This is a genomic window from Salmonella sp. NW722 (assembly GCF_051702785.1).
GTDB lineage: Bacteria > Pseudomonadota > Gammaproteobacteria > Enterobacterales > Enterobacteriaceae > Salmonella > Salmonella enterica.
Genome location: NZ_JAMMIN010000001.1, coordinates 671822 through 685059 on the forward strand (window position 1 = coordinate 671822; position 13238 = coordinate 685059).

A 13238-nucleotide genomic window follows, 5' to 3' on the forward strand; every position below is an offset into this window, starting at 1 on the left:
TTTCTCCTCAAGGGGTGGCGCGCGGACGCGATGCTTTCATGGGAATGAGCCAGATAATGGCGGCGCCGACGACTAACAGAGAAGCGACAAACCAGAGTCCGCTATTGAAGCTACCGGTGATATCTTTTAGCCAGCCAATCATAAACGGGCTGAGCGCGGAGCCAATATTGCCGGTGGCATTGATGACCGCAATGCCTATCGCCCTGGCGCGTAAACTGATCGACTGATCCGGCGTGGTCCAGAAGATCGCCATCGCGCTAAAGGAACCCGTGGATGCCATCACGATCCCCAGGAGCTGGATCAGGTTATGGTCGGTCGCCGACGCCAGCAGCCAGCCCGCGGCGGCAAACAGGAACGGCAACGCCGTGTGATGTTTACGCTCCTGATGTTTGTCCGAATGGCGGCTCCAGTAAATCATCCCCAGAATAGTACAAATCTGCGGGATCGCCGCCAGCAGGCCGATGGTGATATTGCTACTGCCTTCATTAAAACTTTTCAGGATTTGCGGCGTCCAGATACTAATGGCGCTAAGCGTATTGGTAAGGCAAAAATAGGCCAGCGTATACATCAGTACAATTGGCGTGAATACTTCGCGCCACAGACTACGCTGCTGCATGGCGTTATGGCTGATGGCCCCCTCCGGCTGAACCAGCGTCAGGCGGTCATTATCCATCATCTCCTGCAAACATTTTTTATCCTCTGCCGTCAGCCATTTGGCTTTTGCCGGGGTATCATCCAGGTAAAACCAGACCATAATGCCTAACAAAACTGACGGAAATCCTTCCAACAGGAATAACCACTGCCATCCATGCAGATTGAATATGCCGTCCAGCGATAAAATATAGCCGGAGACAATCGACCCCAATGCGGTAGTGGCTGGCATGGCAATCATAAATAATGCGTTGGCGCGGGCGCGGAAAAATGCCGGGAACCAGTAGGTTAAATAGAGCAGTATTCCTGGCAAAAAGCCCGCTTCGGTAATGCCCACCAGCATTCGCAGCACATACAGGCTTTTCGGTCCCACCGCGAACATCGTGGCGGTAGATGCAATGCCCCATAGCACCATAATGGTCGCAATCCAGCGGCGGGCGCCGACAATGCTCAACATCACGTTGCTGGGAATGCCGAAAATGACGTAGGTGGCGTAAAACAGCGTCGTGGCAAGGCCAAACATGGTGGCGCTTAACCCCAGATCCTGCCCCATCGTCAACCCGGCAAAACCGATGTTGATACGGTCTAAAAACGAGAAGATAAACAACACGAATAAAAATACGATCAGTCGGCGGAACAGTTTATTTATGACGGTTTGTTGACCCGTGCTGAGCGCGTTGTGCGAACGGACAGACTCGGGGCTTTCCGGAAGTGCAGATGATGTGTCGCTCATTTTTTTTCCTCTGATGGGAATTTTGTAGGGTACTACGGTTGCCCGGTAGCGCTGCGCTTACCGGGCCAGGCTTAATAGACGCCGGACGCACCGGACAGGTTTTTTTCTGCGCCAAAGCGCGCCGCCAGCGCCTCCGCGCCGCGCGCCAGCAGCGTGGTGTCAACGCCGACGGCGACAAATAGCGCCCCCAATTCCAGATAACGTTTCGCCAGTGCTTCATTGGCCATCAGAATCCCCGGCGCTTTCCCCGCCGCGCGTATCTGCACGATGGCGTTCTCAATCGCCGCCTGCACTTCCGGGTGCTGCGGATTGCCGGCAAAGCCCATATCGGCGCTGAGGTCCGCCGGACCAATAAACACGCCGTCAATGCCATCCACGTCGAGAATTGACGCCAGATTGCTCATCGCCTCACGCGTTTCAATCTGCACCAGTACGCACATGGCGTCGTTGGCCTGGTGGAGATACTCCGGAATGCGATTCCAGCGCGATGCCCGCGCCAGCGCGCTGCCCACGCCGCGAATACCGGCAGGCGGATAACGCGTAGCCGCTACGGCGTTTCGCGCTTCATCGGCATTCTGCACCATCGGTATCAGCAGCGTTTGCGCGCCGACGTCGAGCAGTTGCTTAATCTGTACCGGATCGTTCCATGACGGACGCACCACCGGCTGGCTGGGATAAGGCGCAATCGCCTGCAACTGGGTCAACACCGTCTGCACGTTGTTTGGCGCGTGTTCACCGTCGATCAGTAGCCAGTCGAAGCCGGCGCCCGCTAACAGTTCAGCGCTGTAACTGTTGGCAAGCCCCAGCCACAAACCGATTTGCGGGCGCCCCGCTTTTAACGCGTCTTTGAAAGCATTTTTCATCGTTTCTTCCTTACACAAACCGGCAACTGATCGCGCCCATGTTGCCGTAATCGACATGGAAGGTGTCGCCCTTGCGCGCCGGCACCGGGCGGGTGAACGAGCCGCCGAGGATGATCTGCCCGGCTTCAAGCTGGACATCGTAGGGGGCAAGCTTGTTCGCCAGCCACGCCACGCCGTTGGCCGGATGATTCAGCACGCCTGCGGCGACGCCGGTCTCTTCGATCACGCCGTTGCGATAGAGCAGCGCGGAGATCCAGCGCAGATCCAGCTCGTCTGGTTTGATGGGGCGACCACCGAGGATCACCCCGGCGTTGGCGGCGTTGTCGGAAATGGTGTCGAACACTTTGCGCGGACGCTGGGTTTCCGGGTCGATGTTGTGGCTGCGGGCGTCAATCAGTTCCAGCGCCGGAATCACATAATCCGTGGCGTTGTAGACGTCGAACAGCGTGCAGTGAGGGCCGCGCAGTGGTTTCGCCAGCACGAACGCCAGCTCCACTTCAATACGCGGGACGATAAAACGGTCGGTGGGGATATCGCCGCCGTCATGGAAGAACATATCGTCAAGCAGCGCGCCGTAATCCGGTTCGCTGATTTGCGAGCTGGCCTGCATCGCTTTTGAGGTCAGGCCGATTTTGTGGCCTTTGAGCGTGCGCCCTTCGGCGATCTTGATATTGACCCATTCACGCTGTACGGCATAGGCATCTTCAATAGTGATGTTGGGATAATCCAGCGACACTGCGCGAATCTGTTCACGCTGTTTTTCAGCCTGATTAAGTCGCTGGGCGATCAGGGTATGGGTCTGTTTATCGAGCATAGTTGCTTCCTGTTACGTCATTCGGTGCTGCTGCGCCGGGTGGCGACGCGGGTGCGTCTTACCCGGCCTACGGTTCGGTATTGCTTCGTGCATCGTTTTTTTGTAGGCCCGGTAAGCGCAGCGCCACCGGGCGAAAGAGTGTGCTATTTAAATAACGCGTGTACGTTGTTTTGTTTGTAATTGAGCGTCGGATGTAACTCGGCAATCTCAAACGACAGCGCCAGATAGCGGTTCTCCATCAGGTCGGCGAAGTGGGCTTTAATCAGCCCAAACAGCATTTCGCCGACTTCCTGACGGCTCTCCAGGCTGCGCCCGGCGCCGATTTTCAGCGTCATATGCACAAATGCGTAATCATGCTTACCGTCAGCCATCTGCCAGGTATCCAGCCAGTGGGCGCGACTGCGGATACCGCCGATGGGGAAAATCCCGCTGGCGGCCAGCGCCTCGTTTACCTTGCTGAACAGGCCGGGTAAATCAGCCTGCTCGCGAATATTTTCAGTACATTCAGCAATAAAGTGCGGCATAAACACCCCTTACGCAGGCAGCGGGAAAACAGCGTTCACCTGGCCGGTACCGGAGCTGGCGAACAGATCGGTGATGAACTCCACCTTGCCGTCGTATTTGTCCCAACCCAGCATTCCCAGCAGCATGACCGTGTCGTGCATGTTGCCTTCGCCGTAGCAGTAGTCGGCGTACTCCGGCAACATGGTGCAAAACTCCTTGAATTTGCCTTCGCGCCACAGTTTGACCACGCGCTCGTCCATCTGATGATCGAACTCGCGGGTGTAGCTGTTCATCCCCTCTTCCGCCCGTTGGTCGTCAATAAAACGGTGCGACAGAGAACCACTGGCGAATACCGCTACGGTACCGTCATATTTCTCAATCGCCTTGAGAATGGCTTCGCCCAGTCTGCGACTGTCGGCAAAGTCATGCACAGTACAGAACGCCGAGATGGAGACCACTTTGAAGTGCTTGTCGCTGTTCATGTAGCGCATCGGCACCAGCGTGCCATACTCCAGCTTCAGGCTCGGGATGTTATGCGCTTTAGCGCGCACGCCCAGTTTGACTGCCTCGTCGGCGATCAGGTGGCCGAGCTCCGGATTACCGTCATAGTCATAGGTCATGTCGCGAATAAAGTGCGGCAATTCGTTGCTGGTATAGACGCCCTGGAAATGGTCGGCACAATTAATGTGGTAAGCGCTATTCACCAGCCAGTGGGTGTCGAATACGATAATGGTGTCAACGCCCATTTCGCGGCAACGCTTGCCAATTTCAATATGCCCATCAATGGCTGCCTGACGACAACCGTGATTTTTTCCCGGCAGTTCAGAAAGATACATCGACGGCACGTGGGTAATTTTTGCTGCTAACGCTAACTTGCCCATATCAAACTCCCCATTTTGGGATAGGATGGTCGCCCATTGAGATGCAGACGTTTTTCATTTCCGCAAACACTTCGAAGCTATATTCGCCGCCTTCGCGCCCGGTACCGGAGGCTTTCACGCCGCCGAACGGCTGGCGCAGGTCGCGGACGTTCTGGGTGTTGACGAAGACCATGCCGGCTTCAATCCCACGCGCCAGGCGCAACACTTTGCTCACGTCCTGGGTCCAGATATAAGAGGCCAGACCGTATTCCACGTCGTTCGCCAAACGTAACCCTTCCGCTTCGTCTTTGAATGGCAGCAGACAGGCGACTGGCCCAAAGATCTCTTCCTGCGCAACGCGCATACGGTTGTCGACATCGGCCAGCACGGTTGGGCGCAGGAAGTTACCGCCTTTCAGATGCGCAGGCAGGTCAGTGGGTTTTTCCGCACCGCCCGCCAGCAGCGTTGCGCCCTCTTCAATGCCGAGGCGGATATAACCGGAGACTTTTTCCCAGTGCTGTTGGCTAATCAGCGCGCCGACCTGGGTGTTCGGGTCGGTCGGATCGCCGACACGCAGGCGATTCGCGCGTTCGGCAAAGCGCTTCACGAACTCAGGGTAAATGCTCTGCTGGATAAAGATGCGCGACCCGGCGGTGCAGCGTTCGCCGTTGATCGAGAAGATGGTGAACAGCGCGGCGTCCAGCGCGCGCTCAATGTCGGCATCTTCAAAAATCAGCACCGGCGATTTGCCGCCCAGCTCCATCGAGTATTTTTTCAGGCCGGCATTTTTCATGATATTGCGACCGGTGGCGGTACCGCCGGTAAACGACACCGCACGCACGTCATGGTGGCGTACCAGCGCATCGCCCGCCGTCGCGCCATAGCCCTGCACCACGTTCAGCACGCCTGCCGGAATTCCTGCCTCCAGCGCCAGCTCGCCCAGCCTGTCGGCAGTCAGCGGCGACAGCTCGGACATTTTGAGCACCGCCGTGTTGCCCAGCGCCAGGCACGGCGCGACTTTCCAGGTCGCGGTCATAAACGGCACGTTCCACGGCGACACCAGCGCGCAGACGCCGACGGGCTGCACCAGCGTATAATTGAGCATTTTATCGTCAACCGGATAGGTCTTGCCGTTCATCTGCTGGCACACTTCGGCGAAGAATTCGAAGTTATGCGAGGCGCGCGGGATCAGCACGTTTTTAGTCTGGTGAATAGGCAGACCGGTGTCGGCGGTTTCCATCGCCGCGATTTCCGGTACGTTCTGGTCAATCAGGTCGCCAAGGCGGCGCATCAGGCGCGCACGCTCTTTCATCGGTAGGTTGGCCCATTTCGGGAACGCCTCTTTGGCCGCCGCGACAGCCTGGTTCACTTCTGCTTCACCGCCGGAGGCTACTTCCGCCAGCACGTCACCGGTCGCCGGGTTAGTGGTCTGGAAGTAGTCGTTACCTGCAACGTTTTTGCCGTTAATCCAATGATTTATTTTCTTCATTTTGCGCTCTCCTCACTGACGATTCGGTTAACCAGGCGACCCACGCCTTCTACTTCCACGACAACTTCATCCCCCGGCACCACATCGGACAACCCTTTCGGCGTACCGGTGGCAATCATGTCGCCCGGTTGCAACGTCATAAATTCGCTCAGATAAGAAATCAGGAACGGGATGCTGAAGATCAGATCGGCGGTCGTCCCTTCCTGCCGCAGCTCACCGTTAACAAAGGTGCGTAACGTCAGGTTATGCGGATCAGAAACCGCCTCTTTATCCACAATCCACGGGCCTATCGGCGTCAGGCCGTCGCGGCTTTTTACCCGCAGATTCGGACGGTAGTAGTTTTCCAGATAGTCGCGGATCGCGTAGTCGTTACAGACGGTGTAACCGGCCACATACTCCATAGCTTCGGCTTCGCTCACCTTACGCGCCGTTTTGCCAATCACCACGACCAGCTCGGCTTCGTAGTGCATATATTCGACGTTGTTCGGGCGCACCGACGTTTGGTGATGTTCGGTAAAGGTGTTTGGCGCTTTGATAAATACCAGCGGCTCTTTCGGCGGCGTAAATGCCAGCTCGCTGGCGTGATCGGCGTAGTTCAACCCCAGCGCAAATAACGTTCCCGTCGCTGACAGCGGCCACGTAAACGTCTGGTGGCGGGCGAATTCATCTTCTGCGACAACCGGATTTTCCAGAGCGGGTAAACCTTTCGCCAGAATACGCACCCGATCGCCGGGACGCAGCGCAACGCGATTCTGCGGTGTACCGAGTAAGATCGCATCGCCAGGGTTAAGCGTAGCGAACTCACTTAACGCGCTAAGCAGCTGTGCGGCGCTACGCTGTAAATCGGCAGTATTCCAGTGGTCCGCTTCTCGTCCGTTGATTTCCGTGATAATGGTGAGGTTATCCACATCACTCAGCGGTGCCATTTCACCCAGCGGGCAAAAGCCATCGCGACATTTCGCTTTAATCGCCGGGCGATAAAAGCTCTCTTCCGGCAGGCTGACCTCGTTAGCCAGCGCATACCCGGCGATATAGTCCGCCGCCGCTTCAGGGCGTATCCGGCTGGCGGTTTTCCCCACAATGAGCGCCACTGTCGCGCCGCTCAGTACCTTTTCTCCCTGCGGATAAGGAATGGGTTCGCCGTGACGAATCACCGTATTACGCGGTTTGATGAACCACACTGCGGTTTTAGGCGGCGCATTATAGGGAGGCTGAGAAAAAGCCTCTTGCCAGGCATCAAGCTGACTGCGATGGTTTAACGCAACGGCGAAAACAGTACCCTTCATACATAAACTCCTCAGGCCGATTCAACGGGCTGTGATTTCATTAATATATTAATGATTAGATTTATGCTTTCGCTGTACATTTAGCAAGCTGAAGTAAAGTATTTGTGATGTGATTAACAATATTTTCACAAATTTATTATTAAATGCATACATATCAAAGATTTAAATAAAACCCCTTGTTTCTGTTAAACTTTGGACATAAAACAGATGTCATAGCTCACATCGGTAAACACGATTATTCAGGTATTAATAATTCTGCAAAAGAGAAACGCTTATGCATGATTCATTAACCATCGCCTTGCTTCAGGCGCGCGAAGCGGCAATGACCTATTTCCGCCCCATCGTTAAAAGCCACAATCTGACCGACCAGCAATGGCGCATTGTGCGAATCCTGGCCGATAGCCCCTCTATGGATTTTCACGAGCTGGCCTTTCGTACCTGCATTTTGCGTCCAAGTCTGACCGGAATATTGACGCGCATGGAGCGAGACGGACTGGTGTTGCGACTCAAGCCGGTTAACGATCAGCGTAAGTTATATGTCATGTTGACGGAGCAGGGACAAACGTTGTACGCCCGTGCCCGGAGCCAGGTAGAAGAGGCTTATCGAAAAATTGAGGCCGATTTCACGCCCGAAAAAACACAGCAATTGATGCTACTGCTGGACGATCTTATTGCTCTGGGGCGCCAGCATCCTGATAGCGAAGCGGAAGCATAGTATTCTTACCTTCCCACGCCGCCGACACGGGAATCCCCTCCCGCTTACAACGTTGACGGCGATCGCATTTTACTCTTCTTCTTCGACGTTCATCTGAAAAGTACCCGCCGTTGTCCTGAAAGTCTCTTCACAGTTTACGCTTCTGCCTATTCAATTAAACAACAAATAAGAAACATATTATTAACAAAACATTCCGATTAACGAGGAAGAAGCCGCAATGAAACCTGAAGATTTTCGTACTGATAACAAGCGTCCGTTAACGGGCGAAGAGTATTTAAAAAGCCTGCAGGACGGGCGGGAAATTTATATTTACGGCGAACGCGTTAAAGATGTTACGACACATCCGGCATTCCGCAATGCCGCAGCCTCTGTCGCACAACTGTATGACGCATTACATAAACCGTCGATGCAAGATACCCTGTGCTGGAATACCGATACCGGCAGCGGCGGTTATACGCATAAATTTTTCCGCGTGGCGAAAAGCGCAGACGATCTGCGCCAACAGCGTGATGCTATCGCCGAGTGGTCACGCCTGAGTTACGGCTGGATGGGACGCACACCGGATTACAAAGCCGCCTTTGGTTGCGCTCTGGGCGCTAACCCAGCCTTCTACGGCCAGTTTGAGCAGAACGCCCGCAACTGGTACACCCGCATTCAGGAGACCGGCCTGTACTTTAACCATGCTATCGTCAACCCGCCCATTGACCGCCACAAACCTGCCGACGAAGTGAAAGACGTCTATATCAAGCTGGAGAAAGAGACGGACGCCGGGATTATTGTCAGCGGGGCGAAAGTCGTCGCCACTAACTCCGCCCTGACTCACTACAACATGATTGGTTTCGGCTCAGCCCAGGTGATGGGCGAAAACCCGGATTTTGCTCTGATGTTTGTCGCGCCAATGGATGCCGAAGGCGTAAAACTTATTTCGCGCGCCTCGTATGAAATGGTCGCGGGCGCGACGGGTTCGCCGTTTGATTATCCACTCTCCAGCCGCTTTGATGAAAACGATGCCATTCTGGTGATGGACAAGGTGCTGATCCCGTGGGAAAACGTATTAATTTACCGTGATTTCGATCGTTGCCGTCGCTGGACGATGGAAGGCGGCTTTGCCCGTATGTATCCACTGCAAGCCTGTGTTCGTCTGGCGGTTAAACTTGATTTCATTACCGCGCTGCTGAAAAAATCGCTCGAATGTACGGGTACCGTAGAGTTCCGGGGCGTGCAGGCCGATCTCGGCGAAGTCGTGGCCTGGCGCAATATGTTCTGGGCATTGAGCGATTCTATGTGTTCTGAAGCAACCCCGTGGGTAAACGGCGCCTGGCTGCCGGACCACGCCGCGCTGCAAACCTATCGTGTGATGGCCCCAATGGCCTATGCGAAAATTAAAAATATTATTGAACGTAACGTTACCAGCGGCCTGATTTACCTGCCTTCCAGCGCCCGCGATCTGAATAATCCGCAAATCGACCAGTACCTGGCGAAATACGTACGCGGCTCTAACGGAATGGACCATGTTGAACGTATCAAAATTCTTAAATTGATGTGGGATGCCATCGGTAGCGAGTTTGGCGGTCGCCATGAGCTGTACGAGATTAACTACTCGGGCAGCCAGGATGAAATTCGTCTGCAGTGCCTGCGTCAGGCCCAGAGCTCCGGCAATATGGATAAGATGATGGCAATGGTCGATCGCTGCCTCTCCGAATACGATCAGAATGGCTGGACGGTTTCGCATTTGCACAATAACGACGACATCAATCAACTGGATAAGCTGCTGAAATAACGCGGCAGGAGGTTCTCATGCAAGTAGATGAACAACGTCTGCGTTTTCGCGATGCGATGGCAAGTCTGGCGGCAGCGGTCAACATCGTAACCACGGCGGGTCACGCCGGACGCTGCGGTATCACCGCAACAGCGGTCTGTTCCGTCACCGATACGCCGCCCTCCGTAATGGTATGTATTAATGCCAATAGCGCCATGAACCCCGTTTTTCAGGGCAACGGCAGGCTGTGCATTAATGTACTTAACCATGAGCAGGAGCTGATGGCGCGCCACTTTGCCGGTATGACGGGGATGGCGATGGAAGAGCGTTTTCACCAGCCATGTTGGCAAAACGGACCGCTGGGCCAGCCGGTACTTAACGGCGCGCTGGCCGGTCTTGAAGGCGAGATCAGCGAGGTACAAACCATTGGCACGCATCTGGTGTATCTGGTGGCGATCAAAAATATTATTCTTAGCCAGGATGGGCATGGCCTGATTTATTTCAAACGCCGTTTTCATCCGGTCAGACTTGAGATGGAAGCGCCTGTTTAACCGTCACTCATGCCCACAAGCGGGATAACCACCGCTTGTGGGAGAAGAGTCGATACGCTGAAGATTTTTATTCCCGCCGCGATGTTTGCTCGCCATAAATCGCGGCGATTAATACAATCTAAGAGCCTATCCCACCAGGCGTTATTGGCGCAGCCAGTTTGGACACGGACAGCGCGCAAAAACCGGAGCGTACACGTAGTACGTGAGGTTTGACTCGCTACGCTCGCCCTTCGGGCCGCCGCTAGCGGCGTTCAAAACGCTAACGCGTTTTGGCGAGCACTGCCCAGGACCAAAATGGCAAGTAAAATAGCCCTAATGGGATAGGCTCTAAATTAGCTCCCGCGATAGGTTGAATAACCATACTGACTTAATAACAGCGGCACATGATAGTGCTCATTCGTTTTGCTGATATGAAACTCGACGGGAATCTCCGGGAAAAACGTGTCCAGTCTTTTACTTTCAAAATACTGGCCGGTTTTAAAAATAACGCGATAATCCCCCGGCGCGGCAGCTTTTTCGGGCCACAGAGCTTTAATACGTCCATCCTGGTCGGTATGCCCGGTGTTTAATTGCGTCCATCCGTTGTCCTTTTTCTGCTCCAGTACCACCTCCACGCCGGGTGCCGGTTTGCCTGTTTGCTGATCGAGAATATGTACGCTGAGAATATTGTTGCCAGCGGCCAGCGCCATTGCCGGGGCTGCAACAAGAGATGCTATCGCGGTAGCCAGTATATATCGTTTCATGCTTCACTCCTTTACGGTATTGATGCAGGAAAATATATCTGGCGCGTCCAGGATTAACCTTACACGGACATGACAATTATGTCATCTTGTTGGAGATTTACGGATTCGCTAACAAGCCTATGGCATACTGCGTCGATGAAGATTTTATTGATTGAAGATAACCAGAAAACCATTCAGTGGGTACGTCAGGGACTCACGGAGGCAGGCTATGTGGTTGATTATGCCTGTGATGGACGAGACGGATTACACATGGCCCTTCAGGAACATTATTCATTGATTATTCTTGATATTATGCTGCCGGGGCTTGATGGATGGCAGGTTTTACGCGCGTTACGCACTGCGCATCAATCCCCTGTTATTTGCCTGACGGCGCGCGACTCGGTTGAGGATCGCGTCAAAGGTCTTGAGGCGGGCGCTAATGATTACCTTGTTAAGCCTTTTTCCTTCGCCGAACTGCTGGCCCGGGTGAGAGCTCAACTCAGACAGCATGTCCCGGTCTTTACCCGACTGACGATCAATGGTCTGGACATGGATGCCACAAAGCAATCGGTGTCACGAAATGGCAAACCGATTTCCCTGACCCGCAAAGAATTCCTGCTCCTCTGGTTACTGGCGTCCCGGGCAGGAGAAATCGTGCCCCGAACCGCGATCGCCAGCGAAGTTTGGGGAATTAACTTTGATAGTGAAACCAACACCGTTGATGTCGCGATTCGTCGGCTGCGCGCCAAAGTAGACGATCCATTTGAAAAGAAGCTCATTATGACCGTCCGGGGGATGGGTTATCGATTACAGGCGGAAACGTCGCAGAATGGTTAAGTTATCAATGACGCTGCGCCTGACAATTTCTTTTATCGCCATCCTTATCCTCGCCTGTACCGGCATTAGCTGGACGCTCTATAACGCGCTGAGCAAAGAATTAACGTATCGGGATGATATGACGCTAATAAATCGGGCGGCGCAAATGCAGCAACTGTTACTGGATGGCGCCAGGCCGGAAAATCTGCCGCTCTATTTCAATAGGATGGTGGATACGAAGCAGGATATCTTATTGATTCATTCAGCAACAGGCCACAATGTTGCGATTAATCATAGTGGTATCCCCGACCAACGCTTTAACGAGATTCCGCTGGCTAAAAACATCACCCGCGAAACCTTATTTCGCCAGGCGGTACAAGGCACGGAGCTGACCGCGGTACGAGTAAACGCCAGAAGCGGCAATGACCCGCTGACCCTTACTATCGCCAGGCTGGCGACGGAAAGGCGGCAAATGCTGGCGCAATATCGCCGTAACAGTTTGCTGATTAGCCTTATCGCCATCCTCGTCTGTTCGGCACTCAGTCCATTAGTCATCAGAAACGGGCTGCGGGCCATTACGTCGCTCAGCCGACTCACCGCGGCGACAGATAGCGGCACACTTCGCCAGCCGTTGGCGGAACAGGCGTTACCCGTTGAGCTCAGGCCGCTTGGACAAGCGCTAAATACCATGCGCCAGAAGCTTTCCGACGATTTTGAACGCCTGAACCAATTTGCCGACGATCTGGCGCATGAGCTGCGCACGCCTGTTAATATTTTACTGGGGAAGAATCAGGTGATGCTGAGTCAGGAACGCAGCGCCGAAGAGTATCAACAAGCCCTTGTCGATAATATTGAAGAGCTGGAGGGACTGTCGCGACTGACAGAAAATATTCTCTTTCTGGCACGCGCGGAGCACCAGAATATAGCGGTAAAAAAACAGCCTGTTTCGCTCAATGCGCTGGTCGAAAATATGCTGGATTATCTTAGCCCCCTTGCCGAGGAGAAGCGCATCTGTTTTATAAATCAATGTCAGGGAACGGTATGGGCTGACGAAATATTATTACAAAGAGTGCTCTCAAACCTGCTGACGAATGCCATCCGTTATTCTGATGAAAACGCCGTGATACGTATTGAAAGCGCTTATGATGATAACGTTGCAGAAATTCGGGTCGCTAATCCGGGCAGCCACCCCGCCGATGCGGATAAGCTTTTCCGGCGTTTTTGGCGAGGAGATAATGCCCGCCACACTGCTGGTTTCGGCCTGGGGCTATCGTTGGTTAATGCGATTGCTCTATTGCACGGTGGCTCGGCATCTTACCGCTATGCCGATGAACATAATATCTTTTCGGTTCGTCTGCCTGATAGCGGTGATAGCTAAGGTCAGTACAGGTTCTGTTCCCCTTCCCTGCCACAGAGCTGTGGTTATCAATACAACCTCAATAAAAAGAAAATAAAGGACGCCGGCAAAGAATATT

General features: G+C 54.0%; 13 protein-coding genes. 5 read left to right on the forward strand and 8 right to left on the reverse strand.

Features of this window, described 5'->3' with window-relative positions; genetic code table 11:
* Positions 1-7 precede the first annotated feature (7 nt).
* The 7 genes from hpaX to hpaG form a co-directional block, all read right to left on the reverse strand.
* Entirely contained in the window at positions 8-1384 is a 1377-nt protein-coding gene (gene hpaX / locus NA330_RS03380; protein ID WP_001285795.1) for a 4-hydroxyphenylacetate permease, read from the reverse strand.
* A gap of 71 nt (positions 1385-1455) precedes the next feature.
* Positions 1456-2247, reverse strand: a complete 792-nt coding sequence (gene hpaI / locus NA330_RS03385) for a 4-hydroxy-2-oxoheptanedioate aldolase (RefSeq protein ID WP_023241551.1) — start codon at positions 2245-2247, stop codon at positions 1456-1458.
* Between the two features lie 10 nt (positions 2248-2257).
* Positions 2258-3061 (reverse strand): 2-oxo-hept-4-ene-1,7-dioate hydratase, encoded by an 804-nt coding sequence (gene hpaH / locus NA330_RS03390; protein ID WP_000884795.1) that lies wholly within the window; start codon positions 3059-3061, stop codon positions 2258-2260.
* 143 nt (positions 3062-3204) lie between these two features.
* Positions 3205-3585, reverse strand: a complete 381-nt coding sequence (locus tag NA330_RS03395; RefSeq protein ID WP_001119849.1) for a 5-carboxymethyl-2-hydroxymuconate Delta-isomerase — start codon at positions 3583-3585, stop codon at positions 3205-3207.
* Between the two features lie 9 nt (positions 3586-3594).
* The gene (gene hpaD, locus NA330_RS03400; RefSeq protein ID WP_000516978.1) at positions 3595-4446 is read right to left on the reverse strand and encodes a 3,4-dihydroxyphenylacetate 2,3-dioxygenase; all 852 of its coding nucleotides are present in this window, start codon (positions 4444-4446) and stop codon (positions 3595-3597) included.
* Between the two features lies 1 nt (position 4447).
* On the reverse strand, positions 4448-5914 hold the full coding sequence (hpaE, locus tag NA330_RS03405) for a 5-carboxymethyl-2-hydroxymuconate semialdehyde dehydrogenase (RefSeq protein ID WP_000723529.1): 1467 nt from the start codon (positions 5912-5914) through the stop codon (positions 4448-4450).
* Positions 5911-7200 carry a 4-hydroxyphenylacetate degradation bifunctional isomerase/decarboxylase gene (hpaG, locus tag NA330_RS03410; RefSeq protein ID WP_000679210.1) on the reverse strand — a complete coding sequence of 430 codons (1290 nt, stop codon included), beginning with the start codon at positions 7198-7200 and terminating at the stop codon, positions 5911-5913. The genes hpaE and hpaG overlap by 4 nt, the downstream gene beginning before the upstream one ends.
* 274 nt (positions 7201-7474) lie before the next feature.
* Between hpaG and hpaR the strand changes: the two genes are divergently transcribed.
* The 3 genes from hpaR to NA330_RS03425 all read left to right on the forward strand — a co-directional run bounded on the left by hpaR (position 7475) and on the right by NA330_RS03425 (position 10225).
* A complete protein-coding gene (gene hpaR / locus NA330_RS03415; RefSeq protein ID WP_000543922.1) occupies positions 7475-7915 on the forward strand; it encodes a homoprotocatechuate degradation operon regulator HpaR in 441 nt (146 codons plus the stop codon).
* Between the two features lie 217 nt (positions 7916-8132).
* Complete coding sequence (gene hpaB, locus NA330_RS03420; RefSeq protein ID WP_000801496.1) at positions 8133-9695, forward strand: 4-hydroxyphenylacetate 3-monooxygenase, oxygenase component; 1563 nt, start codon at positions 8133-8135, stop codon at positions 9693-9695.
* Positions 9696-9712: 17 nt separating this feature from the next.
* A complete protein-coding gene (locus tag NA330_RS03425) occupies positions 9713-10225 on the forward strand; it encodes a 4-hydroxyphenylacetate 3-monooxygenase reductase subunit (protein ID WP_001195556.1) in 513 nt (170 codons plus the stop codon).
* 332 nt (positions 10226-10557) lie between these two features.
* Here the strand turns inward: NA330_RS03425 and hiuH are convergent, their stop codons facing one another.
* Positions 10558-10968 carry a hydroxyisourate hydrolase gene (gene hiuH / locus NA330_RS03430; protein WP_000833183.1) on the reverse strand — a complete coding sequence of 137 codons (411 nt, stop codon included), beginning with the start codon at positions 10966-10968 and terminating at the stop codon, positions 10558-10560.
* Between the two features lie 135 nt (positions 10969-11103).
* On the opposite strand from hiuH, the gene hprR reads away from it, so the two are divergent.
* Both hprR and NA330_RS03440 read left to right on the forward strand, forming a co-directional pair.
* The gene (gene hprR / locus NA330_RS03435; protein WP_023241550.1) at positions 11104-11784 is read left to right on the forward strand and encodes a response regulator transcription factor HprR; all 681 of its coding nucleotides are present in this window, start codon (positions 11104-11106) and stop codon (positions 11782-11784) included.
* A complete protein-coding gene (locus NA330_RS03440; protein WP_023181922.1) occupies positions 11777-13141 on the forward strand; it encodes a heavy metal sensor histidine kinase in 1365 nt (454 codons plus the stop codon). Before hprR ends, NA330_RS03440 begins: the two co-directional genes overlap by 8 nt.
* Positions 13142-13238: the final 97 nt, after the last annotated feature.